Below are 24,191 nucleotides of genomic sequence, written 5' to 3' on the forward strand. Positions count from 1 at the left end.
TTGTGGTTCGAGATCAGGTCGCCTCAGGGCAGGTCTCGGTGCCGTTGTTGAGGCCCTGTTTTTGATTCTTGTAATCGAGCGTGGCCTTGCCATCGACCCATTTCAGGGTGACGACAATCACTGAGTCGAAATCATCGTTCGTCCAGTCATCCAGCAGGTTAGTGCTCTTGCCGGACGCTTCTTCAGCAACCTTGTTGATCAGCTCCGGCAGGTAGCCATGCGACCAGGCGGTGTAGATAACTGCGTTGTGGTACTTGTCCCGCATCAGCTCATCGGCCAGGTCTGCGGTGTCGTTGGCACCAAAGTCGAGGTTGACGGGCAGACCCAGTTTGATTGCGCTGGGCCCTACCGTCATCAGCGGACGCACGTAGCTGTAGGACAGGTCGCCCTCACCCTCCTCCACGTGTCGGCTGGGGTTGGCGGCGAAGATAAAGTCAGCTTTGCCGAATTCCCTGGGCAAGACCTCCGACAGTTCGATGGCCCGGTTGAGCCCTTGGCAGTTCAGTTGCCCCAGCCCCATGGCCGGTTTTTCGGCATGACGAAGAAATACCAGTGTCTGCGTGCCGTTCTTGGGCTCGGCATGAACCCCCTTGCCCATGGTGAACAGGGCCAGGGCAGAAGCCACCAGTAATGATGGGAAGAAGCACCATGCGATGCGGCGCTGGAGTCGGGTGATCGAAGGCATTTTCGGCATATTCATTATTTTCTGAGTCCGGTGCGCATTTGAAAGGGATCAGCCATCTGGCTGGTGCGAATACGCAGGCTTATGCAGCTCGCCCCAAGAATTTCTGCGGATCAGTCAAACAAGGGCGCAGTGGGCGCACACTCATGGATCACGCGCGAATCTTAGTGCTCACATGTTTCGAAATTAAGAATGTGGACGATTAGGAGTGTCAAAAAACGATTCTGTTGCAAACCTGGCGAAAAAAATCACCCGAAAAGCAGAAAAACTGTCAGAAAATCGTCGAAAAACAGGCCGTGAGCCTTACTGTTTACCAGGCAACAACAGTTCAACACCTTGCTGCCAGATCAACATCACTCACACTGGAAAATTGCCCTGATACCTTGCTGTTCAAGCACCCGGACCCTTGGCACAGAGCATGCAATATTCCATTTGTGAATTTCATGCTCTCTGGACTGCTGTTTTTGAAATATGCAAACCAGTCTTGCAGCCCTTGTCTCCCCGATCTGGACGCTCACTATGCCACAACCCCCTATTTCTTTTTGGTTGCAAACGCCGCGAGCCCTGATTCGCTGGATGCTAACGACCTGCACATTGGCGATTAGCCTGCAGGGAATAGCACAGGCCGCTGAAACCGCGCCTGCCGAAGTCCGCCTGGATTACGCCTATTATTCGCCGGTCAGCCTGGCGCTCAAGCATTTTGGCTGGCTGGAGAAAGCCCTGCCGGAGGCGAAAGTCACCTGGGTGTTGAGCCAGGGCAGCAACCGCTCGCTGGAATACCTGAACAGTGGCAGCGTCGACTTTGCTTCGTCGGCCAGCCTGTCTGCGGTGCTGGCCCGGGCCAACGGCAGCCCGATCAAATCGGTGTATGTCTACAGCCGGGCAGAATGGACGGCTCTGGTGGTGCGCAAGGATTCTCCCCTGCAATCGGTTGCCGAACTCAAAGGCAAGAAAATCGCCGCCACCAAGGGCACTGATCCTTACCTGTTCACCTTGCGCGCGCTGCAGAAGGCCGGGCTGAAAAAGGATGATGTCGAGTTGCTGCACCTGCAGCATCCCGATGGACGCACCGCCCTCGAAAAAGGCGACGTAGATGCCTGGGCAGGGCTTGACCCGCACATGGCGGCCAGTGAAATACAGTCCGGCTCGCGCCTGCTTTACCGCAACAAGGACTTCAACAGCTATGGCGTACTGAGCGTCACGGAAACCTACGCCAAGGAGCATCCACAGGCGATCAGAACAGTATTGAGCGCTTATGAGCAGGCTCGGGAATGGGCAGTAAAAAATCCTGATGAGCTGGCCAGGCTGCTGGCGACCGAGTCAGGCCTGCCGCTGGAAGTCGCCAGGTTGCAATTGACCCGTACAGACCTGAGCAACCCGCAACTGAGCGAAAAAGATGTAGAAGCATCCAAGTCTGCAGCACCGATTCTGGTGTCCGAGGACCTGGTGCGCAAAGGCGTGAACGTCGAACAAGTGATCGATCAGTTGATCACGCCAGAGTTTTCCAAAGCCGTGATCGCAACGCCATGACCAGCCCAGACAAGTCACTGCCTGCCTGTGCGCAGGCGGCCTTGCCTGACAAGGCGCAGCGCACGTTTTGGCAGCGCTACAAAACGCCGCTCAAAGGCCTGGTAGTCCCCGCTGTAATCATTGTTTTGCTGGAAATTATCGTGCGCATCGGCTGGCTGCCCTCCTACCAGATGCCAGCACCCAGCGAGATCGTGCTGACACTGCGCGATCTGGCCGATGGTGCGTTGTGGAAACACATCAGTGCCAGCCTGTTGCGTGTGCTCAGCGGCTTTGTGATCGGCGCAAGCCTGGCCTTGGTATTTGCCGCGTGGGTGGGGCTCAGTCGTGAGGCGGAGGCGTATCTGGAGCCGACGCTCGCCGGGCTCCGTTCCATCCCGAGCCTGGCCTGGGTGCCGCTTCTGTTGCTGTGGCTGGGCATTGGCGAGACATCCAAGATTGTGCTGATTGCCATCGGTGCGTTTTTTCCGGTCTACCTCAACGGCGTGGCCGCAATTCGGGGCATTGACCGAAAGCTGGTGGAAGTCGGCCAGATGTATGGCTTCAGCCGCTATCGCCTGACCCGGCGTATTCTTCTGCCCGCCGCCCTGCCCGGCCTGTTTACCGGTTTGCGCAGCGGCATGAGCCTGTCATGGATGTTTCTGGTGGCCGCCGAGCTGATCGCGGCCACCAAAGGCCTGGGCTACCTGCTCAGTGACGGACGCGAAACCTCGCGCCCGGACATCGTGCTGGCGGCCATCATCGTTCTGGCAACACTGGGCAAGTTGAGCGATGGCCTGTTGGCAGGCCTGGAAAAACGCTTTCTGGCCTGGCGGGACACATTCACCGGCCAAAGCCGCGAGGGTTGATAAATGTCGGAATCGTTGATGAACATACGCGTCGACCGCAAGGCATTCGCTGGCAATACCGTACTGCATGACATCGATCTGTCGTTACAGTCAGGTGAAATCGTCAGCCTGCTGGGGCCAAGCGGTTGCGGTAAAAGCACGCTGCTCAGAATTGTCGCCGGGCTGGAGCAGGACTTTCGTGGCTCGGTGGACAACATTGAGGGAGAAGTCGCGTTTGTGTTTCAGGAACCGCGCCTGATGCCCTGGCTGACCGTCGAACAGAATATCGGCTTCAGCGACGATGCTGGCTACGACCGTAGATGGGTCGGTCAATTGATCGATGAAGTGGGCCTGTCCGGTTTCGCCGATGCTCTGCCAAAAGCGTTGTCCGGAGGCATGGCGCAACGCGTGGCCATCGCTCGCGGTCTGTACTCGCACCCTGCCGTATTGCTGCTGGATGAGCCTTTCAGCGCAGTGGACGCGTTTACCCGAATGAAGCTTCAGGACCTGCTGCTGCAACTGGCCGAGCGTCACGCTATCACCCTGTTGCTGGTGACTCACGATGTCGACGAGGCGCTGTACCTGAGCGACCGGGTATTAGTGATGGGAAGCCGCCCCGGTACGATTACCCAGCAACTGCCGGTCGGGCTGCAAACACCAAGAGATCGCCGCGATCCGCTACTGGCCAGGCTGAAGGCTCAGGCACTGACCGAGCTGCATCAGGCCCACATCATTTGACGTCGGTCGCCTCGCAGCCTTACTTGTCGGCCTTGAACTCTTTCCAGAGTCCCTGGCGCAACGCCTCGATATTAACGGGGACCTGAGACATCACGAACAAGCGGCTCAGCATGTCGGCGTCTGGATAGACAGTGGTATCCGTCCACAGGCCGGGATTGATCAGGGCGTCGGCCTTTTCGTTACCGTTGGCGTAATGCACCGTATTGGTAATGTTGGCGATCACTTCCGGGCGCAGCAGGTAGTTCATGAACGCGTAGGCACCTTTGACATCAGGGGCATCAGCCGGGATGGCGATCATGTCAAACCACATTGGCGCGCCCTCCTTTGGAACCACATAGCTGATGGTGATGTTGTTGCCCGCTTTTTGGGCCTGCTCCTGCGCCAGGGAAATATCCCCTGAGTAGCCTACTGCCACACAGATCTTGCCCGTAGCGAGATCGCCAATATAGTCGGCTGAACTGAAATTGCGCACATACGGCCGTACCTCATCCAGCAGCGCCTTGGCCTTTTTGTAGTCGTCCGGCACCTCGCTGTGCGGTGGCAGGCCGAGGTAGTTCAGAGCGATAGGGATCAGCGCCGGTGCGCTGTCCAGAAAAGCGACACCACACTGGGCGAGCTTTTTCATGTTTTCCGGCTTGAGCACCAGATCCCATGAGTCAAGCGGAGTGTCCTTGCCAAGAATGGCCTTGACCTTCGCCATGTCATAGCCAATCCCGGTGCTGCCCCACAGGTAGGGAAACCCGTGCTGGTTGCCCGGATCACTGCCCTCCAGTGCCTTGAGCAGGACCGGGTTGAGATTTTTCCAGTTGGGAAGCTGCCGTTTGTCGAGGGTCTTGAGCAAACCGTTCTCGATCTGTCGGCCCATGAAATGAATGGAGGGAAAGACTAGGTCGTAGCCGGAATGGCCAGCAATCAGCTTTGTGTTCAGCGTCTCGTTGGTTTCGAAAGTCTCGTAAGAGGTCTTGAAACCGGTGGCCGCTTCAAAGTTTTTCAGAGTGTCCGGGGCGATATAATCCGTCCAGTTGTAGATATTGACCGTCTCCGCCGCATGGCTGGTCGAGGCCAGCAACATCAGTGCAGCAAGGGATTTTCTCAGCATTTTCAGCTCCTCGGGTCAATAACGATAGCTTGCCCCAGACCGGGCATGAAAACCACCTTCGTCAAGCAAATTCGGTTAACCGCGGGGCCTTCTTCGGAGCGAATGACATATGCATGGAACGTGGCCATTGATACCTTGTGATGATGACAGCCATATAATTGATTTTTTTGTGCTGCGTCATAAAAAATTTTTCCAGAACAGTGCGGGCAGATGCTATTTTCAGTACTCGTCAGACCGCTCAGCGATCCTGCTGGAAAGCAACCCGACTGACCGATAATCCGCTGCGCTGATTATCGTCTCGTCATCATGGCTTTACCGGACGAATTCTGGCTGTCTGCCTACCCATTGGAGCAAGGGAAATGCTCGATTGATTAAGGTGGGCCATTGTCATGAACAAAGTCACATTCCCCAATGCATGCCAACTGATGCGCTGGCACTTCCATCCGGTAGGCTTTGAAGCCTCGATGGATGCTCCCGGCAGCATGATTGCACGACTTTTCGACCGCGCCAGCGGTGAGACAGTCGTCGCCATCGCCGGCCTGCCGTGTTCCACGGTGATGAATGCCGCTGATGTAGAGCGCATCATCGAGGCCATCGAGGATGAGCTGGAATTGTTCGGCACTCATACGCAGCAACAGGTTGCCGGTTTTTCCTGAGATGACAGCCTCAGCCTGTTCGGACTTTACCGCGCAAGTCTTCGAAGAAAGGCTTGTCCTGGGCAATTCTGTCTGAAGCTTTAGGCATCTGGGCATTTTCCCCGCCGCCGGTGCCTTGATCGATGTACCAATAGCAATGCCGCGCCGCACGAGTAATGGCGACATAAGCCAGGCGCAAGACTTCATCCTTCTGCGCTGTATCAAAGGGCTGAAGATCGCTCGCATCACCCAGCCCTGCCAAACGGTAAACCTGATTCTTGTAAGGCGAGACGGTCAGATGCTGGCAGTCGCCCAACAAAAACACGGCATCCGCCTGCAAGCCTTTGGAACTGTGGTAAGTCAGCGTCCTGATGCGACGGCCTTGTGCGCCCATCGCCGCGTCAGCATCGATCAATGCCTGCAAACGTTCCGAGAACCGGGCTTTCTCGCTGCCTTTACGGTAAAGCAGCAGAATCGAGTCACCGTCGTTGTAGTGCTCGGCTACACGCACGGCCAGTTCGTCCTCGTCACGATCCAGCACCGTGACCGGCAGCAGCTCTTGCGGCATGCCGCTGGCACGAGCCTTCTTGCCCGCAATCGCCGGAGCTGCCCGGACGACATGCTCGGCGGCATCGATAATGTGCTGATGGCTGCGGAAGTTGTCACTGAGCATGACTCTGGTGGTCGCCGGAGACGAAAACTCCCTGGCGAATTCCATGAAATACTTCGGTGAACTGCCGCGCCAGCCGTAGATCGATTGCCAGTCATCGCCGACACACAGCAGTGATGAATGCTGAGCGATCCGGCCTGTATGCAGAGCGGGACCACGACGCCGAATTTCGCGCAGGCTGGCGCGTATCCATGAGACGATCTGCGGCGACACATCCTGGAACTCGTCGATCATCAAATGCGACAGCGGTCTGAGCATCTGGTCGCTGACGTGTTTGAGGTTTTCCGGCGATGTTTCACCGAACAACGCAAACATCCGGTTATAGGTCATGATCGGAGGCGACTGAGCCAGCAGGTGCGTTTCGAAAGCTTTCCAGAAAAGACTCAGCGCTTCGAAGAAGAAACGATCCGGGTCGTCGCTGGCAAAGCTCATCTCGGACACGGCATTGGGTACGTCCAGCCCGAGGTTCTCGATGAAGCTGGCGGCGGTGACAAAACAGTCCAGTAGCGGCGCAGCACCGAGCTCACCCTTCACCCGATAGTCGAATCCGGGCCCGGCAACTGCGTCGCCCGCCAATGACTGCAATAGCTTGCTGGCAGACTGATAGTTATCCAGCCAGATCAAAGGCTTACTGCAGAAAGCTTGAAACAGGGTGCGCTTTATGACCCCCTCGGCCCACACTGGCAATTTGGCACCCGGCCGCTTGAGTTGCTGGTCTTCACTGGCGTCCAGGCCCAGCACAACCCAGGCATCCAGCTCGGCAATATAGCCGTGAAAACAAAAGGAAAATCCATTTATTTCAACAGCTTGGCGCATAGGCTCAATGCCCTTTATAGGCCATGCTCCTGCGCGAATCCACAAGTCCTCGACGGTGTCACACCACTCCTCATCCCGTTTCGAGGATAGCTCGGTCACCGCGACACGCTTCTGTACGTCAGGATGGTCGCGATCCAGTTCCTTGAGCTGCAAGGCATGGCGATACAGCGGCGCCATGACTTCGCGGAAACGCTCATTGCCGGCGTACAGGTCGCGGTAGCAGAGATTGAGTTGCTGACGCTGCGCGTCGTTGATCCGCAGGTCGAAAGGATTGCTGTCCGCCTCTTCCAGGCCGGATGACTGGCTGCTCAGGTTCTCGAACGCCCTGAGCTGCTCAAAACCCGGCAGGCTGCGCACCAGCGGCAGAATACGCGAATGAAAGGTGCGAACCAGGTCACGAGCCTGTTTCTGCCCCGTCACATGCCCCCACAAGGCCATCACTTCGATCAGCTTGCCGATGAAGTCCTTGCGCGACTCACGGGTGAAGGTCACGACTGTCATCGCGTTCAGTTCAAAGCCCAGGTAGTGATGCAACAGCAGAATGCGCAGCACCAGCGATGTGGATTTGCCTGCGCCCGCCCCGGCAATGACGTAGGTAGACGGCGTATCGCTGAAAATCATCTTCCACTGCGCCGTGCTGGGCTGAGCATGCGCAGGGAGCTTTTCGGCGACATCGGCCTTGATGCGCTTTTTCAGTTCGGGCGTGAGCGCCAGCCGCCAGTCGTCGAACAGATGGTCGTCAGCCTTGGGGCCGCGATGTCGGACAGGTCGAGTATCGTTGATGACAAGCACCTGACGCCCCGCTTCTTCACCATCCAGGTAGCCGTCGGCATAACCCTCGCGTACGCCCTCTATGTGCCCGTTCAGATAGCCATCGGCATGGCCCTGGAACCACGACGGCATATGCTGCGAACCCAGCCCTGTGAGGCCGCGGCCGATCAGGCGCGATAACAGACGCCTGAAAAACGGCAGTTGCCGAGGCGGCATGAGATCGACATCCAGGTCATGAGGAAGCGCAGAAGGAAGGTCGTCAGGCACGCAGACTCCGGTGGATGGCTTGCAGGCAAAAAGGTCGCCTATGGTGGCCGGATTTGCGCGCAGGTTCCAGCGAAATGCTTGTCTGTCAGTGCGTTAGCCGATCAACTGCATGTTCCGTCGCAGGTGCTATCAGACTGGCATGACCGATTTTGGCACCAGTGCACCCGGGTGCTGAATCACTACACTGGCCAGGCGATGACCGGCTTCGGCAGCCTGTCGCGGCTGTTCCCCCGTGAGCCGGGCGGCCAGATAGGCAGCGCTGAACGAATCCCCCGCTGCTGTGGTATCGACGACGCGCTCGACCTTTTGCGACGCAATGTCGAAACGCTCGCCGCCGGCTTCCACAAGACAACTTTGCGCGCCGCGCTTGACGACGATCTCACCGATGCCACGACCCCGATAGGCCGCCAGCAATTGCTCACTGTCTGCATAACCATAGAGCGCCTGCTCATCGTCTTCGGTGAGCAACGCGAGATCCACATGCTGCAGACATGCCTGATAGGCCTCACGGGCCTGCTCCACGCTGGCCCACAGCCGAGGCCGATAGTTATTGTCGAAGGCAACCCTGACCCCACGTTGGCGAGCACGGCCCAGCGCTTCCAGCAATCGGGCGCGGCCCTGCTCGCCAAGTACCGCCAGGGTGATACCGCTGAAATACAGCACGTCGTAGCTGGCCAGCGCCGCGAGAATCGGCTCGGCCGCGGGCGTCATGAAACAGTCCCGTACGGCGGCTTCGTTGCGCCAGTAGAGAAAACGGCGCTCGCCATTGGCATCGGTCTGGATGCAGTAGAGCCCGGGCAAACGCCCCGGCAGGCGCTGCACCTTGCCCAGACCAATGCCCTCATCGGCCCAGATCCGGCACATTGCATCGCTGAAGCTGTCATCACCCAGCGCCGTGACGTAATCCACCTTGGCCCGCTCACCCAACAATCGGGCAAGGTAAACCGCCGTATTGAGCGTGTCACCGCCGAAGCTCTGACGCAGGCTGCCGTCGGCATGCTGCTGCAACTCGATCATGCATTCGCCGATAAGGGCGACCCGTGGAAGGCTCATGAGACGATTACTCCTGCCAATACCGGAACTAGAAATAGGTGCTGAAAGGCTCGATCACTCGCATGTCATTATCAACCAGACAACCTGAACGCCACTTGTCGAAGGTCAGACACGGGTGTGAGGTACCGAAGGAAATGATGTCGCCAACCTTCAACTCGCACCCGGGCGCGACGGTCATGAAAGCGTGCTGATCCATCACGGCAGTCACTTTGCAGGCACTGACGTCGTCGCCTGATGCAGGCTGCACGCCCGCTTTGTAACGCAGCAGCGGGTTGGGCAGCCCTGCATCGTAGGCAACGTCGCGCTTGCCCATGGCGATCACCGCAAAACCCGGCTCCGGCATGGACTGCACATGCGCCCAGACCTCCAGCGCAGGACGCAGCGCTTCGCTCAGCTCGGCACGTCGGTCCAGCACGCAGCACTGCGCATCCTTGTAGATACCGTGGTCATGCACCACATAACTGCCGGGGCGCAGCACGCTGAGGAACCGTTCGCGAACGGCCCGGGCATCGAATGCTTCAGCGATCAGGTCGTACCACGCCGAGCCGGATGCAGTGACAATCGGGCGATCCAAAGCGAAGGCACCCTTGTCCTGCAAGTCGACAGCCAGGCGTACCAGCGACGCGGCAAACGCCTTGATGCCGTCGATGGCATGGTCGCCGTGGATGACGCCTTCGTAACCCTCGATACCCGTCAACGCCAGCGCCGGCTGGGCCTGAACAGCGTCAGCCAGGGCCAGCACCTGCGCTTCGCTGCGACAGCCGCAGCGTCCACCGGGCACGCCATATTCGATCATCACGTTCAGACGCAGGCCGCGTGCCGCGAAAAACTGGCCCAGTGCAGCGACATTGTCCGGGTGATCGACCATGCAGTGAAACTCGAACATCGGGTCAGCCAACAGATCGGCAATCACCGCCATGTTCGGCGCGCCGACCAGCTGATTGGCCATTAACACCCGCCGTACACCATGCGCATAAGCGGCCTGGGTCTGGACCGCCGTGGCGAGGGTCATGCCCCATGCGCCCGCGTCCAGCTGTCGCCGAAACAGCGCTGGCACCATGCTGGTCTTGCCATGCGGTGCAAGCTCTGCACCGCTGTCAGTGACAAAACGTTGCATCCAGCGAATATTGTGATCCAGCGCCTTACGATGGATGACCAGTGCAGGCAGGCTGACATCAGTGACCAGGCTGTCACCCGGTTGCGCAATACCCTTGTCCATTACGGCGGTGCTCATCAGTAATCTCCTGCAGTTATTCGTTGATTCGACGAGCCAGGCCGTTGGCGCTGTCGATCAGCACCCGCCGATAATCGTCGTAATGGGTCTTGGCATCGGCACGCGGCGCGACAATGCACAGGGTTGCGATGCACTGACCGTGCTCGTTTTTCACCGGCGCGGCGAAACAGTGCGTGAAGGTGTCGGCCACGCTATCGAAGGAGAAAAAGCCCTCTTCGCCTGCCTTGCGGATCTCCCGCAAAAAGGTTTCCAGCGGCAAACGCTCGCCACCCGGGAGGATGAAATCGTCGGGATCAATCAGGTCGATGATCTGCTGATCGCTCAGGTGGCTGAGCAGCAGACGTCCGGAAGCAGTCCACGGGATGGGCGCGTTTTCACCGATATCCGAGGAAATCCTGAAATGCCGCTCACCCTCTTTCATCAGCGCAACGGTGTATTTTCGGCCATTGAGCAGGCACATCTGCGCGGTTTCCCGCGTCTGGCTGACGATCTCGCCCAGGCAGACTTCCGCCTCGCGAGTGAAATCGAAGTGGCGCAAGTGCGCCTGACCGAGAAAGTACAACTGACGGCCAAGGTAGACATGCCCGTCCTTGCCGACCGTTTCCAGAATACGCCGCTCCAGCAGCGACGCCACCAGCTCATAAACCGTCGATTTGGGGCTGCCGATTCCGCTGGCAATTTCGTTGGGACGCATGGGTCTGGCCTTTTCCTTGAGGAAATCCAGAATATCGAACGCCCGGTCCAGTCCACGTGCCCGGCGCTTGATTGTGTCTTCAGTCATGACTCATTCCTTAAGTAGAGCTGTAAGCCATATAAACCGAGGCTTCTGGCTTGAAGCTGCTACTTGCGCCTATAAGCAATACAGTCGATTTCGACCTTGCAGTCGACCATCATGCTGGCCTGCACGCAAGCGCGCGCCGGTGCATGCTCGGGGCTGAAGTATTCACCGAACACCTTGTTGAAACTCCAGAAGTCCCGTGGGTCTTCCAGCCACACGCCGACCCGTACTACGTCTTCGAGCGCATAACCGGCTTCGTCGAGGATCGCGATCAGGTTGCGCATGGTCTGGTGCGTCTGCTCGACGATACCGCCGACGATAATCTCGCCATCCTGCGCAGGCACCTGGCCGGAAACGTGCAGCCAGCCGTCGGCCTCGACTGCTCGGGCGAATGGACGTGGCTGGCCACCCCCAGCGGTGCTGCCTGCGCCATAACGGGTAATAGTCATGAGTTTTTCCTTGTCTTGAAGCATTGGACGTCGTGAAACGTTAAAAACGGATGTTCTTGAGAAATTCGCTCAAGCGCGTCGATTTCGGTTGCTCGAACAGCGTCTTGGGTGGCCCCTGCTCCTCGATGCGCCCTTGATTCATGAATACGATCTGGTCTGAAACCTCATAGGCGAAACGCATTTCGTGAGTCACCAGCAGCATGGTCATGCCGTCCTCGGCCAGGTCCTTGATAACGCTCAGCACTTCGCCGACCAACTCCGGGTCGAGCGCAGAAGTGACTTCATCGAACAACATCAGGCTGGGATTCATGGCAATGGCGCGGGCAATTGCGACCCGCTGCTGCTGACCACCGGACAACTGGCCGGGAAAGTGATTGCGGCGCTCCAGCAGCCCGACCCGGTCCAGCCACTTTTCCGCCAGGGCAATGGCCTGATCCTTGGGCATCTTCTTGACCTTGAGCAGACCCAGGGTCACGTTCTGCAAGGCGCTGAGGTGCGGAAACAGGTTGAATTGCTGAAACGCCATGCCAGTCATTGCCCGGTGCTGTGCAATAACCCGCTCCGGATGACGGGTACGCTTGCCGTCTACGTCGCTGTAACCGATATCCTGCCCCTCAAGACGGATATGCCCGCCCTGAAACTCTTCCAGCAGGTTGACGCAGCGCAGCAAGGTGGTCTTGCCCGAGCCGCTGGAACCGATCAGGGTCACGACATTGCCTTTCTGCATGCGCAGATCGACACCCTTTAGCACCTCCACTGCGCCGTAGGATTTATGCAGGCCCTCGATGCTGAGCAGCGCCGGGCCGGGGTTATGAGTCTGTGTCATGGCAATGCCACCCGTTTTTCGATTTGCCGCCCAAGAAGCTCGATGGCGTAGTTGATGAGAAAGAACAGGAAACCTGCAAACAGGTAGAACTCCAGGGTCATGAACGTGCGCGCAATCACCTGCTGGGTGCTGAGCAGCAGTTCAGCCACACCGATCACCGAAAGCAGCGTCGACGCCTTGACGATCTCGGTCGAGGAGTTGACCCAGGTCGGCAGGATCTGGCGCATGGCCTGCGGCAACAACACGTAGCGCAGTGACTGATTGAAACGCAGCCCGATCGCCTTGCCAGCCTCCAGCTGGCCAGCGGGAATGGCCTGCAGGGCACCGCGCACGATTTCTGATACGTGAGAGCCGCAGAACAACGTCAGGCCTATTGCGCCAGCCTGAAACGCGCTGATCTGCCAGCCCAGCGCTGGCACCATGTAAAAGACTGCCAGCACCAGCACGAACACCGGCGTACCGCGAATCAGATCCACATAAAGCCGGATCGGCAACCGTGCGAAGAATCCGCCGTAGGTCAGCACCAGACCGGCCAGCATGCCGATCAACGTGCCCGCAGCAATCGCCAGCGCCGAGCACTGGATACTGGTCAAAAAGCCGGACCAGAGCACTTCTCTCGCGGTCCACAATTCCTGCAACCAGCCAGGGGGTTGATACATGACAGCCTCCTAGCGGCGAATCGCCAGACGTTGTTCGAGGGTGCGCAACAGCATGGCGATCACATAGCAGGCCACTACGTAGAGTGCAGTGGTCACCAGCCAGGTTTCGATCACCCGGTAGCTTTCGACGTTGATCTTGCGCGCGTAATAGGTCAGCTCCGGCACCGCAATGGCGGCTGCCAGCGAGGTGTCCTTGAACAGCGAAATGAAATTGTTGGATAGCGCTGGCAACACGTTGCGCAACATCACCGGCACGATGATGTATGCCCTCACCTGCCACTCGCCCAGACCGATGGCCAACCCTGCTTCGCGCTGACCTTTGTGGATGCTCAGCAAACCGGCACGGAAGACTTCGGTCAGATAGGCACCGGCGTACAGCGACAGCGTGACAATGAACGACGCCAGCTTGTCCAGGCGAATGCCCAGCCCGGGCAAGGCGAAGTAGATCAGCAGGATCAACACCAGAATGGGCGTGTTGCGCACCACGGTGACGTAGATCGACGCGACAATTCGCAGTGCCTTGTAACGTGACAGCAGCGCAAATGCATTTGCCAACCCGATCACACAGCCGATGGCGATCGAGATCAGGGCCAGTTCCAGCCCCAGGCCCAACCCCGCCAGCAAGCTGGGAAAGTCGCGCCATACGGCATCAAAATTCAATTGATAATTCATGCTTGCCCGTACCTGGCAGGGAAAGCCCGATGGCCTGCCCTGCCCTTGAAGGTCAGAGTGGACTTATTTGTATTCCATCGGGAAACCGATTGCAGGCACAGGCAGATCGACACCAAACCATTGCTTGAACGAGGCGGCGTAAGCCGGGAACTCGACACCGGTCATGGCTTCATGCAAGGCGGTGTTGACGAAGTTCAACCAGTCCTGGTCGCCACGTTTGACGGCACAAGCGTAGGTTTGCGGGCTCCAGGCAAAAGCCGGCGAGCGGTAGCGGCCAGGGTTCTGAACCATCAGGTACTTCACTGAAGACTGGTCGGTGGCGGCCGTGTCGGCGCGCCCCGAGTTGATCGCCTGGTACATCAGGTCGACGCTGTCGTACTGATCGACCTTGGCTTTGGGCAGCGCCTGATGCACCAGCTCTTCGGCATATACGTTTTGCAGCACGGCAACGGTCACTCCGTCGCCCGCGGCTTTAAGGTCGTCGATCTCCTTGTATTTGCTGTTGGCAGGCAGCAACAACGCTACGCCTTCGCGGTAGTACGGCAAGGTGAACGCCACCTGCTGTGCACGACTGGCGGTAACGGTGATGAACTGGCAACTGATGTCGACCTTGTCAGTCAGCAAGTTGGGAATTCGCGCATCCGATGACTGCACCACAAACTCGACCTTGCTCGGGTCATTGAACAGGCCCTTGGCGATGATCCTGCCGATGTCGATATCGAAACCCTGCAACTTGCCGTCCGCTCCCTGAAAATGCCACGGGGCATTGGTACTGCCTGTGCCCACCACCAGATTGCCACGTTTCAATACTGCATCCAGCTTGCTGCCTTCGGCGGCCTGAGCCGCGTTGGCCAGCGTGAATGAGGCTACAAGGACAAATGCACAAGCTTTCACAAAAGAAGGTCCGCGATGCATGACATAGACTCCGCCGAAGTATTTTTATTCCGCTATAGCGGACAATGGTATGTAACAACGGAATAGACAGCAGAAAGTGTGCCATACGAGGCCTGCGAAAAACACCGCATAAAAATGTCGAGGCAAATCAAAAGGCTGGAGATGAAGGAGTTGATGGCTGGGTGATATTACGGCTTGAGCGCATCGCTACCATTTGTCACGTTTGAGTGGTAAGGCCCCACTCTTGTGCGCGCGCGCTATCGAGTACGCAGTACTGGTGCAGGCGCAATGGTCGCGCCGCAGTGAAGATAGGAGGCAAAGCGCCACGAACTACTTGCCAATGCGGGAGCATTGGCAAGAGATTCAGTCAGAGGCAGGTAGCAATCGCAGCAGATCGCAAGGCGGCCTGGGTATCGCCCTGCGGGGCGTAGAACTCGACAGCAGTGGCAGGACCTTTGGCGTGTACGTCTGCGAAATACCTGGATTCGGTAGTGAAAACGGTGAAGCCGCCACCGGAAAGATCATGCAGGAACACATCTGACGATGTGCCAAACATCGCTTCGTTCTGCCAGGTCACCTGAATGCACTGGGCAACGGCGGCATCCTGCTTGGCACTCGACAGGACCTTGAATGGCCCTGCCGCACGTGCCGAGTTTGAAGGCGCTGCGCACCCGGCCAGAACCGTTGCCGCAATCACCGTTGCGCTCGTCAAAAACAGAAACTTCATGTCGTGCCTTCGCTGATAAAAAAGCCGATTCTAGCACTGCACGGGCCTGTTACCCCTCAGCCAATTGCTCTTCGTATTCCTTCACGTATTCACCAGCCAGGCTCTCTTTCTGCTTTTCATCAAGTAACTTGCCTGCCATCTGAAAGAACTTCTGCTCTTCTTCCTTCAAGTGGTGATGCACTTTTTCCGACAGCTTTTTCGCAGTCGCCAACCAGGCCGGGCTGGACATCTCGGTTTCATCGAGCTCTTCCATCATCTCGTCCATTTCATGATGCTCGGAAATGGCATGGCGGCTGAGGTCCACGCCATTGTCGTGGGCCATCAGGGGAATATAGAAAAACCGTTCTTCGGCTGTCTCATGAGCTTGAAGCTCATCCTTGAGCTGTTTGTAGGCTTTCTCTCGTTCGACACTGTCGCCGCTGGTCTGGATCAGTGCGTCGGCGTAACCGCGCTGACGATCATGGCTTTCACGCAATGCTTCAAAGATATTCAAGGTCTTGTCTCCAGGTCGGCTTCCGGGAGCTGGAAGCATTGTGGACTAGACCCCTGGCGAAGATCAGCAGTTCCGAGAAATGCTGGCAAATGACTACTGCGCGCTAACCGCAGGCTCAGGCCAGCTCGAAAACCACATCCTGAGCGCCTTCCCAAAGCGTCTTGACGCCCAGTTTGCGCAGGTTTTCCTTGCCTTGAGTAATGGTCAGAAAATGATTGCCGGCCAGCTGGCCCATCTTGCTGGCGAAACAGCACGAACCGTACGCCAGGATAATCTCGGTTTCGCTGTAACCGCCCGGATAGAACAGAATGTCGCCCACAGAAGGATGACTGGTCGCGTTCTCGAAACCGATCAACGTGCCATCCAGCTTCAATTGATAATCATCCAGTGGCACCCAGCAGCCCTCACCACTCCAGCGCACATGGATGAATTTCTGCCGATAAGGCAGCAGCTTGAGAAATGCTTCCACCGTTTGCGGCGCATCCGGATTGGCTTCGGCCAGAAACTCGTATCCGCCCGCGGTAATTTTGATGGTGGTCACTGCAACGACTCCTTGAAGGCAACAATGCTCAGAATGATGCGCAAGGATAAACGCGAGCCTTGTGAGGCGTCACGGAGTTCCGCTGCGCTCACAGGGAGGCAGGCAGCTGCAATCGTTAATCAAACAGAAGTCCGCGCCGGATCTGACCCGCCGAGCAGTTTGGCGAATAGCCTATTCTCATGCGTTTCGCCCTGAAACTCATAACGTGGCGAACCTTTCACTTCATAACCCTGCCGCGGGTAAAACCCCAACGCGCGCGGGTTGCCAACCCAGACAGTCGCCCACATCAACGCGGCCTTTCTGGCCGTAGCGCGCTGCTCGGCGGCTTCGAGTAACAGTCGCCCTGCTCCACATCCAGTGAAACGTTCCTGCACATAGAGGCGTTGCAACTCGGCAGCCGTTGATACACCGAGCATCGGGTGATCGACGCACAGCGTTACCTGAGCGAAGCCGATCAGATGCCCTAGAGATTCAGCCACGATAATGAGCGCTTCCGGTTTGCCAAGCAGATGCGCAAACGCCTGCGGGGAGAACGCGTCGAGGGCTTCGCGTGCGATGGACTCACGGATGCCCTGCGTTGCGTAGGTGTCGAGAAAGACCTGCATGCCCAGCGCGCTCAGGCATATAGCGTCAGCGGGCACTGCTTCACGCAGGGCAATCGTCGATAAGAGAGGTTTGATTATCAAACAGGCAGACCCTGGGTCAGGCAAACAGACACGCGAATCATACCCGACATACGGCCTGGCCCGGCAACAAGGCCGGGGCAAGCCGCCAGATCAGTCTCAGCGACCGGTCATGAGCGATTGCAGGCGCGCCTGAGCCTGCTGAGCGTTTTTGCCCTGCTCGTTCAGCTCTTGCAGCAACTTGTTGAGTTCAGCCTGTACGACCGGATCCTTGACGGTTATCGCCGAACCGGAGATATCGATTTGCGATTTGTGCGCGTCCACATAATCGGCAACCTTCAGGCCACTCGAAAACGTGCCCTTTATTTGCGGCAAGACTTCACGGAACGTGTTGGCGGGTACGCTCACAGTCCTGTCATACGCCTTGTCATAAACGACTTTCAAGTCATCGGGCTGCTTGAGTTTGGCATGTGCCGCATCGGCCTTGCCCTGCTCGATGGTCAGCTTCTCGCCGACTTCATCCAGACCTGTCTGCACGGCAGCCAAGTCTGCGCGACGTTGAATGACATCGCTTACTGAACGAAAGGATCCTTTCTGCATCAAGCCGGCGAGAGGCTGTACAGCGGTGTCCATACCCGCGCCGAAGTCGGAAATAACGGCATAGTGCGAGCTGTAGTCACCAAAGGCTTTCTTTTCATCGTCCGTCAGTTTGGGAACGTGCACACCTGGCTTGTCGATAATTCGGGTTTGCAGGAACTGAGTGAACGCAGTGCGTTGCTCGGGCTCCTTATCCCCGCAGCCGGTCAGCAACAGGGGTAAAGCAACAGCCAGCAGCAAGACTGGACGGAAAAGGGACTTCATGTCAGGAACCTCCGGGTGATGAGAATGCGCGCTCATCGGCATGGCCTGACGAACGCGAGCGTGCTTATAGTCTCGTCATCACTTCATCTAGTTCCGCGGCGGATGAATTTTGCGACGCCTCATCACCAGAACGGCGCATGGAAAACCCGCTCCCCTTCGGCTATTTGAGTCAGCAAACGCAGGTACTTCAGAGTGTCGGCGCAGCAGCATCAGCACTGCAAAAAGCTCGCCTGGCAGCCTTTTCAGGAAAGTTCATTAACATTTCTTCATGAGGTGAAACGTTTCAGCGACTAGTCTTCAGCGCACCGACAAAGTGAACAACAGGAGTCAATCACTATGTTTGCACACGAGGGCCTGGGCCTGATCCTTGTCTCCATCGTCTTTCTGCTCGGAGCGATTGCGATGTTCATTCACCCTTTCCACGCGCTGGGGAGCTGGTTCAGGAGGAAACGGCAGGAACGGAAATCTGATTAGCTATCAATAAATTCGCCACAACAAGGAGGCCCGGTGATAGCCGGGCCTTGCAGCCTCACCCTCTCCCGCCTCCCTCCCCTCGTACAGCGCGAAGCCTGTATGTATGCTCAGCAATATTGCACTAAGCGCATCTAGCGGCAGGTGCATTAACCGCGAGCTTGATACTGGCTATTTAGTATTAAATAATACTGCAGGTCGTGCATTACATCCTAAAAATTCTCTAACGCAAGAAAAAATCTTCAAAAATTAATCACCAACCTGTGGCTTAATGTTTCCAGTTTGATACGCTATTGAAACTCTTTGATATTGAACTAATGGCCAGCAGCCAATAGCATTGCGCGCCAAATACCCTAACTAATTTGCCACTAGTGCTCATGAGGTAGTCATGACTAGTCAATCCATCAATGCGGCGGTTTATCTTCGAAAGTCAGCTGAAGATCACATTCCGAAGCCGACCCGCGTACTTGATTTCGGCAAATGCAGAGGCACCAGAAAAGGCCCGGTTCTGCTGATTGGTTCAGGTCAATCTGCCAGAAACTTTCCGATCCGAGACTTTTCGGACACCCCGATGATTACCATGAACGGGGCGTTCTCGATGTTTGCAGGAACGAACATCAAGCCATTGTTCTACGTGTGTACTGACCGGGACTTTCCCAACCAGCAGCCCGAGCTGTTCGCCGCGGCAATGCGCGAAAGCGAGAATGTCGGCCTGTGGGAAGACCAGTTCAACTCCGGCATTCCCAGGCCTTCCGGGCACGCCTATGCGCTGAAGAAATCACCGAGGTTGTCGACGGTTGCAGCGCTCTGTTCACGAGAAGATGCGCTGGTCAGAAAACTGTCTTTATGGAGTCATAGAAGCAGGGATATCGGCTTCAGCAAAAACCTGGAACTGGGCTTTTTCGACGCCCGCACGGTCATGTATCTCGCCTTGCAATTGTCCTATCACCTTGGTTTTGATAGCGTCTTTCTCGTAGGCTTTGATATGAATCAGTCTGCAGGCCGGTTCTATGAATCGTCGACAGACGTGTGCTCGCCTTGTGGACTGGACCAGCACTACGAATCAAGAATTCTCCCGTCACTGGAACTTATGTCGAAACAGGTAGTCGGGGATGATTTTCAGGTGTTCAATTTGTCCGACAGCTCGCGAGTTCCAGATGAAATCATTCCCAAGTTGAGCATTGATGAAGCCCGGCTTAAAGTAAGCGTCGCCCATTACAACGCCAGCCGAACGTAAACGACCTCCCGATCAGGCAACTTGACGACCCTGTCTATTTCTTCTGCGACTTCCTTTGAAATCGCACCTGCCTCTGCCCTGCGCAAACGCCTTGAGCAATGCTACCCGACAGGCACCTGAGCGAACCGCAACGCAGACAACTCGGCAATCCGGCACCGTCCACCATGTCACTGCCGCCCGACCTATGCGACAATGCGCGCCAATGTCTGGCATGAACCCCCACATTCATATCCCGGCAACGCGGCCATGGCAGGCTGCCGTTGCTGTAGACGTATGCCCGTTGGATCAGCTCATGCTCAGGCGGAGCAGGCTGAACAGCTCCGGTCGGGTCTAGAACCCGACACCCGCTGACACCAGCGCTCCCCAGTTATTGCCCAAGTTATTGATAGGTAAAGTAATTGATCTCCACAGCTAACATCACGATGCAGTTCGGCCCCAAACCCTTGTTCGAGAACGTCTCGGTCAAGTTTGGCGCCGGTAACCGTTACGGCCTGATTGGCGCGAACGGCTGCGGCAAATCCACCTTCATGAAAATCCTCGGTGGCGACCTTGAGCCTTCGGGCGGTCAGGTGATGCTGGAGCCGAACGTACGACTGGGTAAGCTGCGCCAGGATCAGTTCGCCTACGAAGAATTCACGGTGCTCGATACCGTGATCATGGGTCATGAAGAGCTGTGGAAGGTCAAGGCCGAGCGCGACCGCATCTACTCGCTGCCGGAAATGAGCGAAGACGACGGCATGGCCGTGGCCGAGCTGGAAACCGAGTTTGCGGAAATGGACGGCTACACTGCCGAGTCCCGTGCCGGCGAACTGCTGCTGGGCCTGGGTATCGGCATCGAGCAGCACAACGGCCCGATGAGCGAAGTGTCGCCCGGATGGAAGCTGCGCGTTCTGCTGGCGCAGGCACTGTTCTCCGATCCGGAAGTGCTGCTGCTCGACGAACCAACCAACCACCTGGACATCAACACCATTCGCTGGCTGGAAAACATCCTCACCCAGCGCAACAGCCTGATGATCATCATCTCCCACGACCGTCACTTCCTGAACAGCGTGTGCACGCACATGGCCGACCTGGATTACGGCGAGTTGCGCCTGTTCCCGGGCAACTATGACGAGTACATGACCGTGGCGACCCAGTCCCGCGAGCAGTTGCTGTCCGACAACGCCAAGAAGAAAGCGCAGATCTCCGAGCTGCAATCGTTCGTCAGCCGCTTTTCGGCCAACGCATCTAAAGCCAAGCAGGCCACGTCCCGAGCCAAGGCGATCGACAAGATCCAGCTGGCCGAGGTCAAGCCGTCCAGCCGTGTCAGCCCGTTCATTCGTTTCGAACAGACCAAAAAGCTGCACCGTCAGGCAGTCATTGTCGATCGCATGGCCAAAGGCTTCGACGGCAAGACACTGTTCAAGGACTTCAGTTTCCAGGTCGAAGCCGGCGAGCGTGTTGCAATCATCGGTCCGAACGGCATCGGCAAGACCACCCTGCTGCGCACCCTGGTCAACGAGTTGCAACCCGATGCAGGCACGGTCAAGTGGACCGAAGCAGCAGAAATCGGTTACTACGCTCAGGACCACGCTCACGATTTCGAAGACGAATCTACCCTCTTCGACTGGATGGGCCAGTGGACGCAAGGCGGCGAGCAAATGGTACGTGGCACTCTGGGCCGCATGCTGTTCTCCAATGACGAGATCCTCAAGTCGGTCAAAGTGATTTCCGGTGGTGAACAGGGCCGCATGCTCTTCGGCAAGCTGATCCTGCAAAAACCGAACGTGCTGGTGATGGACGAACCGACCAACCACCTGGACATGGAATCCATCGAAGCGCTGAACCTTGCGCTGGAAAACTACCCGGGCACCCTGATTTTCGTCAGCCACGACCGCGAGTTCGTGTCCTCGCTGGCAACCCGCATCATCGAACTCAGCCCAAGCGGCGTGATCGACTTCAGCGGCACCTACGACGATTACCTGCGCAGCCAGGGCGTTTCGTTCTAAGCCTGTCAGGCTGCTACAGCAAAAAGCCCTGTCTTGTGACAGGGCTTTTTATTTTCAAAACCGCTACTGGCCCGGCTGGCTGAGCATTTCAATCCACAGCGCACCCTTGCCCGAGGGCGCTTCGCTGACCCGCTGCAAGGCACCGTTCGCCGCAATGGCGTAACTGCCGACCTTGTCGCTTTTCTCACCGCTCACCAGCAACCAGCGCCCATTGGGTGACACTGCGATGTTGCGTGGCTGTTTTTCCTGCACCGGATAGTTTTCGACAAACGTCACCTTGCCACTGGCAGGCTCGACCTTGAACACCGACACGCTGCTGGTAGTGCGCTCGCTGATAAACAGCAACCTGCCATTCGGCGCGAGGCGAATGTCTGCCGCCCAGATACGCGGGGTGGGGTCATCCTTGAGATCATTGTTGCGCGCATCGCGGGCCTGCCCCGGCGCCAGGTTCAAGCGTTTCGGGATACCGTCCGCCGTGCTTGTCTGCTTCAACGCACCGGTTTTCTGGTTAATCGCGAACGCAGTGACGGTGCCACTCATTTCGCCGACCACGTACAGAAATTTGCCATCGGACGAAAATGCCAAGTGGCGTGGGCCGGTATTCTCGGTAACAGCAACATAGCCCTCGCCAATGGGCACAAGCTTGCCGTCCTTTGGCTCCAGCCGGTATTGCAGAACACGATCAACACCAAGATTACCGGCGTATGCAAAACGGTTGCTCGGGTCGGTGCGCACCGAATGCGCATGCATGCCGGTCTTGTAGGTCTGGATACTGTCGCTTGGGCGGTGTTGCGCATCGATGGGCTGGACGCTGAGCAAATCGGCACCATACGACGCGCCGAACAGGAAGCGCCCGCTGCGATCGGTAGACAGGTAGGCCAGGCTCTCGGCCAATGGTGCCTGGCTCAGCGGCTTGAGATGCCCTGTTGCAGGCTCGATGCTGAAACTCAGCACTTGATAAGGCTTGGAACGCAGCGCCGCAAATAACGCTTTGCCGTCCGGTGAGATGGCCATCGGATTGACCTGATCTCCGGCCTTGGTCTGCTCGACCAGGCTGAGCGCGCCGCTTTGCTCATCCAGACGGTATTGGGATATAAGGCCGTCGGTGGGACTGGATATGTAAGCAAACGTGGCTGCCTGGGCAGGCAGGCCAAACGAACAACCGACTGCAGCGGCCAGCAACAGAATATTTCTCATGGCAAACCTTTTTATTATTGTGGCGTGATCAGTCATCCTATGACCATATCTGCAGAACAGCAACTGCCTGATAATCCGCCCGCATAAAACCGTTAGCCTGCTTTCTTTTAGTCACAGTGCACGCCATGATGAGGCACTCCCACCGCCTGCCAGCGAAGAGCCCAATGCCTGCCGCACACTCCGGTTCCATGACGATTACCCTGCAAATCGTTTCCATCGTTTTCTACACCTTCATCGCCTTCCTGTGCATCGGTCTGCCTATTGCGGTGCTACCCGGCTATGTTCACGACCAGTTGGGTTTCAGTCCGTTGATTGCCGGCCTGACCATTGCCTCGCAATACCTGGCAACGCTGCTGAGTCGACCTTTTGCCGGCCGGGCGACCGATACGCTGGGCAGCAAGCGCTCTATCGTGTTCGGACTGTGGGGCATCGTCATCAGTGGCAGCATGACGTTACTGGCAACGCTACTTCAGGAGTTTGCCACGCTGAGCCTGTCGATTCTGATCGTTGCGCGACTGTTTCTCGGCGTTTCCCAAGGGCTTATCGGGGTTGGCACCATCAGTTGGTGCATCGGCAAGCTCGGATCTGAACACACGGCCCGATCAATTTCGTGGAACGGCATCGCGTCCTATGGTGCGATAGCCATTGGTGCACCGCTGGGCGTGGTAGTCATAGATACCGTGGGCTTCAACAGCCTGGGGGTCGCCTTGATGGTGATGGCCGGGCTGGCGCTGTGGCTGATCCGCAACAAGCCATCGGTGCCGGTCGTAGCCGGTGAGCGCCTGCCCTATTGGTCAGTGTTCGGCCGTATCGCGCCTTATGGTCTGGGACTGACGCTGTCCTCTATCGGCTACGGCACGCTGACCACGTTCATCACCCTGTTTTATCTGAGCCGTGGCTGGGAAGGCGCGGCCTATTGCCTGAGCATGTTTGGCGTGTGCTTTATCCTCGCCCGCCTGCTGTTCATCGGCGCCATCAACCGGCTCGGCGGCTATAACGCGGCCATCGTCTGTATGGCTGTGGAGATCTGCGGGCTGTTGATGCTCTGGCTTTCACCGAGCAGCGGCATTGCTCTGGCAGGGGCCGGGCTGACCGGTGTGGGGCTGTCGCTGGTCTACCCGGCGCTGGGCGTGGAAGCGATCAAAAGCGTGCCTACCCCCAGCCGAGGCGCAGGCCTGAGTGCCTACGCAGTGTTCTTCGATATTGCCCTGGCAATTGCCGGCCCTGTAATGGGGGCTATCGCCTTGGGTCAGGGCTATGACTGGATCTTTTTTTACGCGGCGTTGCTGTCGGTGTGCGCGCTGGCGCTGACAATCTGGTTATCACGCCGTACCGCTGACCAAACATATCCGGCATGAACACTACCTTTAGTGCATAAGTTTTTTGCTTGTAATTCCAATAGTTGGTAGCAAGTGTTTAAATCCCGCCACCGGTCGGTCAACTTCTTGACGCATCG

At 57.3% G+C, this 24,191-nt stretch carries 26 protein-coding genes; 9 read left to right on the forward strand and 17 right to left on the reverse strand.

What is annotated here, in order from left to right; translation table 11 throughout:
- Nucleotides 1-13: 13 nt before the first annotated feature.
- Nucleotides 14-700 carry a hypothetical protein gene (locus RYC17_RS22440; RefSeq protein ID WP_011168719.1) on the reverse strand — a complete coding sequence of 229 codons (687 nt, stop codon included), beginning with the start codon at nt 698-700 and terminating at the stop codon, nt 14-16.
- Between the two features lie 209 nt (nt 701-909).
- Here RYC17_RS22440 and RYC17_RS22445 point away from each other — a divergent pair, with 209 nt between their 5' ends.
- Genes RYC17_RS22445 through RYC17_RS22460 form a run of 4 tightly spaced genes read left to right on the forward strand, consistent with a single transcriptional unit; the run spans nt 910 to nt 3,774 of the window.
- Nucleotides 910-1,287, forward strand: coding sequence for a hypothetical protein (locus tag RYC17_RS22445; RefSeq protein WP_162492556.1), 378 nt, complete (start codon nt 910-912; stop codon nt 1,285-1,287).
- Complete coding sequence (locus RYC17_RS22450; protein ID WP_058401511.1) at nt 1,202-2,212, forward strand: aliphatic sulfonate ABC transporter substrate-binding protein; 1,011 nt, start codon at nt 1,202-1,204, stop codon at nt 2,210-2,212. Before RYC17_RS22445 ends, RYC17_RS22450 begins: the two co-directional genes overlap by 86 nt.
- Nucleotides 2,209-3,057 carry an ABC transporter permease gene (locus RYC17_RS22455; RefSeq protein ID WP_122259860.1) on the forward strand — a complete coding sequence of 283 codons (849 nt, stop codon included), beginning with the start codon at nt 2,209-2,211 and terminating at the stop codon, nt 3,055-3,057. Before RYC17_RS22450 ends, RYC17_RS22455 begins: the two co-directional genes overlap by 4 nt.
- 3 nt (nt 3,058-3,060) lie before the next feature.
- Entirely contained in the window at nt 3,061-3,774 is a 714-nt protein-coding gene (locus RYC17_RS22460; RefSeq protein WP_058401509.1) for an ABC transporter ATP-binding protein, read from the forward strand.
- A gap of 19 nt (nt 3,775-3,793) precedes the next feature.
- On the opposite strand, the gene RYC17_RS22465 is transcribed toward RYC17_RS22460, so the two are convergent.
- The gene (locus tag RYC17_RS22465; RefSeq protein ID WP_005777506.1) at nt 3,794-4,873 is read right to left on the reverse strand and encodes a polyamine ABC transporter substrate-binding protein; all 1,080 of its coding nucleotides are present in this window, start codon (nt 4,871-4,873) and stop codon (nt 3,794-3,796) included.
- Between the two features lie 389 nt (nt 4,874-5,262).
- Here RYC17_RS22465 and RYC17_RS22470 point away from each other — a divergent pair, with 389 nt between their 5' ends.
- Nucleotides 5,263-5,529 carry a DUF1652 domain-containing protein gene (locus tag RYC17_RS22470; protein ID WP_002553708.1) on the forward strand — a complete coding sequence of 89 codons (267 nt, stop codon included), beginning with the start codon at nt 5,263-5,265 and terminating at the stop codon, nt 5,527-5,529.
- A gap of 10 nt (nt 5,530-5,539) precedes the next feature.
- Here the strand turns inward: RYC17_RS22470 and RYC17_RS22475 are convergent, their stop codons facing one another.
- The 14 genes from RYC17_RS22475 to RYC17_RS22540 form a co-directional block, all read right to left on the reverse strand.
- Nucleotides 5,540-8,032 (reverse strand): UvrD-helicase domain-containing protein, encoded by a 2,493-nt coding sequence (locus RYC17_RS22475; protein WP_316904511.1) that lies wholly within the window; start codon nt 8,030-8,032, stop codon nt 5,540-5,542.
- A gap of 129 nt (nt 8,033-8,161) precedes the next feature.
- On the reverse strand, nt 8,162-9,085 hold the full coding sequence (locus RYC17_RS22480; RefSeq protein WP_230018581.1) for a sugar kinase: 924 nt from the start codon (nt 9,083-9,085) through the stop codon (nt 8,162-8,164).
- A gap of 28 nt (nt 9,086-9,113) precedes the next feature.
- Nucleotides 9,114-10,319, reverse strand: a complete 1,206-nt coding sequence (locus tag RYC17_RS22485; RefSeq protein WP_316904512.1) for an amino acid deaminase — start codon at nt 10,317-10,319, stop codon at nt 9,114-9,116.
- 16 nt (nt 10,320-10,335) lie between these two features.
- A complete protein-coding gene (locus RYC17_RS22490; protein WP_004658792.1) occupies nt 10,336-11,100 on the reverse strand; it encodes an IclR family transcriptional regulator in 765 nt (254 codons plus the stop codon).
- Nucleotides 11,101-11,159: 59 nt separating this feature from the next.
- Nucleotides 11,160-11,546, reverse strand: a complete 387-nt coding sequence (locus tag RYC17_RS22495) for a RidA family protein (protein ID WP_002553703.1) — start codon at nt 11,544-11,546, stop codon at nt 11,160-11,162.
- 40 nt (nt 11,547-11,586) lie between these two features.
- Entirely contained in the window at nt 11,587-12,372 is a 786-nt protein-coding gene (locus RYC17_RS22500) for an amino acid ABC transporter ATP-binding protein (RefSeq protein WP_219171562.1), read from the reverse strand.
- Nucleotides 12,369-13,031, reverse strand: coding sequence for an amino acid ABC transporter permease (locus RYC17_RS22505; protein ID WP_004665521.1), 663 nt, complete (start codon nt 13,029-13,031; stop codon nt 12,369-12,371). The genes RYC17_RS22500 and RYC17_RS22505 overlap by 4 nt, the downstream gene beginning before the upstream one ends.
- A 9-nt stretch (nt 13,032-13,040) precedes the next feature.
- On the reverse strand, nt 13,041-13,703 hold the full coding sequence (locus RYC17_RS22510) for an amino acid ABC transporter permease (RefSeq protein ID WP_002553700.1): 663 nt from the start codon (nt 13,701-13,703) through the stop codon (nt 13,041-13,043).
- Between the two features lie 63 nt (nt 13,704-13,766).
- Entirely contained in the window at nt 13,767-14,618 is an 852-nt protein-coding gene (locus RYC17_RS22515) for a transporter substrate-binding domain-containing protein (RefSeq protein ID WP_316904514.1), read from the reverse strand.
- Nucleotides 14,619-14,964: 346 nt separating this feature from the next.
- Nucleotides 14,965-15,324, reverse strand: a complete 360-nt coding sequence (locus RYC17_RS22520) for a hypothetical protein (protein WP_005743630.1) — start codon at nt 15,322-15,324, stop codon at nt 14,965-14,967.
- A gap of 49 nt (nt 15,325-15,373) precedes the next feature.
- Entirely contained in the window at nt 15,374-15,817 is a 444-nt protein-coding gene (locus tag RYC17_RS22525; protein WP_005743629.1) for a hemerythrin domain-containing protein, read from the reverse strand.
- 115 nt (nt 15,818-15,932) lie between these two features.
- Nucleotides 15,933-16,358, reverse strand: coding sequence for a DUF3830 family protein (locus RYC17_RS22530; protein ID WP_316904516.1), 426 nt, complete (start codon nt 16,356-16,358; stop codon nt 15,933-15,935).
- 119 nt (nt 16,359-16,477) lie between these two features.
- Entirely contained in the window at nt 16,478-17,044 is a 567-nt protein-coding gene (locus RYC17_RS22535) for a GNAT family N-acetyltransferase (RefSeq protein WP_316904519.1), read from the reverse strand.
- Nucleotides 17,045-17,140: 96 nt separating this feature from the next.
- Nucleotides 17,141-17,842: a DUF3053 domain-containing protein gene (locus tag RYC17_RS22540; protein WP_005732846.1), complete on the reverse strand. Its 702-nt coding sequence runs from the start codon at nt 17,840-17,842 to the stop codon at nt 17,141-17,143.
- 137 nt (nt 17,843-17,979) lie between these two features.
- Between RYC17_RS22540 and RYC17_RS22545 the strand changes: the two genes are divergently transcribed.
- From RYC17_RS22545 to RYC17_RS22555, 3 genes are all read left to right on the forward strand, one after another.
- Nucleotides 17,980-18,114, forward strand: a complete 135-nt coding sequence (locus RYC17_RS22545) for a hypothetical protein (protein ID WP_264674894.1) — start codon at nt 17,980-17,982, stop codon at nt 18,112-18,114.
- Between the two features lie 587 nt (nt 18,115-18,701).
- A complete protein-coding gene (locus RYC17_RS22550) occupies nt 18,702-19,550 on the forward strand; it encodes a lipopolysaccharide biosynthesis protein (protein WP_122281411.1) in 849 nt (282 codons plus the stop codon).
- Nucleotides 19,551-19,948: 398 nt separating this feature from the next.
- Nucleotides 19,949-21,538, forward strand: a complete 1,590-nt coding sequence (locus RYC17_RS22555) for an ABC-F family ATPase (protein WP_002553692.1) — start codon at nt 19,949-19,951, stop codon at nt 21,536-21,538.
- A gap of 63 nt (nt 21,539-21,601) precedes the next feature.
- On the opposite strand, the gene RYC17_RS22560 is transcribed toward RYC17_RS22555, so the two are convergent.
- On the reverse strand, nt 21,602-22,735 hold the full coding sequence (locus RYC17_RS22560; RefSeq protein WP_058401500.1) for a lactonase family protein: 1,134 nt from the start codon (nt 22,733-22,735) through the stop codon (nt 21,602-21,604).
- A gap of 164 nt (nt 22,736-22,899) precedes the next feature.
- Here RYC17_RS22560 and RYC17_RS22565 point away from each other — a divergent pair, with 164 nt between their 5' ends.
- A complete protein-coding gene (locus RYC17_RS22565; RefSeq protein WP_316904523.1) occupies nt 22,900-24,093 on the forward strand; it encodes an MFS transporter in 1,194 nt (397 codons plus the stop codon).
- Nucleotides 24,094-24,191 lie beyond the last annotated feature (98 nt).

The sequence above is a fragment of the Pseudomonas syringae group sp. J248-6 genome (assembly GCF_032586995.1).
Lineage (GTDB): Bacteria > Pseudomonadota > Gammaproteobacteria > Pseudomonadales > Pseudomonadaceae > Aquipseudomonas > Aquipseudomonas amygdali.

Bases quoted from the DNA above. Each gene is read 5' to 3' on its own strand.
- RYC17_RS22440 (WP_011168719.1), bottom strand. From the start codon at position 700: ATGAATATGCCGAAAATGCCTTCGATCACCCGACTCCAGCGCCGCATC.
- RYC17_RS22450 (WP_058401511.1), top strand. From the start codon at position 1,202: ATGCCACAACCCCCTATTTCTTTTTGGTTGCAAACGCCGCGAGCCCTG.
- RYC17_RS22455 (WP_122259860.1), top strand. From the start codon at position 2,209: ATGACCAGCCCAGACAAGTCACTGCCTGCCTGTGCGCAGGCGGCCTTG.
- RYC17_RS22460 (WP_058401509.1), top strand. From the start codon at position 3,061: ATGTCGGAATCGTTGATGAACATACGCGTCGACCGCAAGGCATTCGCT.
- RYC17_RS22465 (WP_005777506.1), bottom strand. From the start codon at position 4,873: ATGCTGAGAAAATCCCTTGCTGCACTGATGTTGCTGGCCTCGACCAGC.
- RYC17_RS22470 (WP_002553708.1), top strand. From the start codon at position 5,263: ATGAACAAAGTCACATTCCCCAATGCATGCCAACTGATGCGCTGGCAC.
- RYC17_RS22480 (WP_230018581.1), bottom strand. From the start codon at position 9,085: ATGAGCCTTCCACGGGTCGCCCTTATCGGCGAATGCATGATCGAGTTG.
- RYC17_RS22485 (WP_316904512.1), bottom strand. From the start codon at position 10,319: ATGAGCACCGCCGTAATGGACAAGGGTATTGCGCAACCGGGTGACAGC.
- RYC17_RS22490 (WP_004658792.1), bottom strand. From the start codon at position 11,100: ATGACTGAAGACACAATCAAGCGCCGGGCACGTGGACTGGACCGGGCG.
- RYC17_RS22495 (WP_002553703.1), bottom strand. From the start codon at position 11,546: ATGACTATTACCCGTTATGGCGCAGGCAGCACCGCTGGGGGTGGCCAG.
- RYC17_RS22500 (WP_219171562.1), bottom strand. From the start codon at position 12,372: ATGACACAGACTCATAACCCCGGCCCGGCGCTGCTCAGCATCGAGGGC.
- RYC17_RS22505 (WP_004665521.1), bottom strand. From the start codon at position 13,031: ATGTATCAACCCCCTGGCTGGTTGCAGGAATTGTGGACCGCGAGAGAA.
- RYC17_RS22510 (WP_002553700.1), bottom strand. From the start codon at position 13,703: ATGAATTATCAATTGAATTTTGATGCCGTATGGCGCGACTTTCCCAGC.
- RYC17_RS22515 (WP_316904514.1), bottom strand. From the start codon at position 14,618: ATGCATCGCGGACCTTCTTTTGTGAAAGCTTGTGCATTTGTCCTTGTA.
- RYC17_RS22520 (WP_005743630.1), bottom strand. From the start codon at position 15,324: ATGAAGTTTCTGTTTTTGACGAGCGCAACGGTGATTGCGGCAACGGTT.
- RYC17_RS22540 (WP_005732846.1), bottom strand. From the start codon at position 17,842: ATGAAGTCCCTTTTCCGTCCAGTCTTGCTGCTGGCTGTTGCTTTACCC.
- RYC17_RS22545 (WP_264674894.1), top strand. From the start codon at position 17,980: ATGGAAAACCCGCTCCCCTTCGGCTATTTGAGTCAGCAAACGCAGGTA.
- RYC17_RS22550 (WP_122281411.1), top strand. From the start codon at position 18,702: ATGACTAGTCAATCCATCAATGCGGCGGTTTATCTTCGAAAGTCAGCT.
- RYC17_RS22560 (WP_058401500.1), bottom strand. From the start codon at position 22,735: ATGAGAAATATTCTGTTGCTGGCCGCTGCAGTCGGTTGTTCGTTTGGC.
- RYC17_RS22565 (WP_316904523.1), top strand. From the start codon at position 22,900: ATGCCTGCCGCACACTCCGGTTCCATGACGATTACCCTGCAAATCGTT.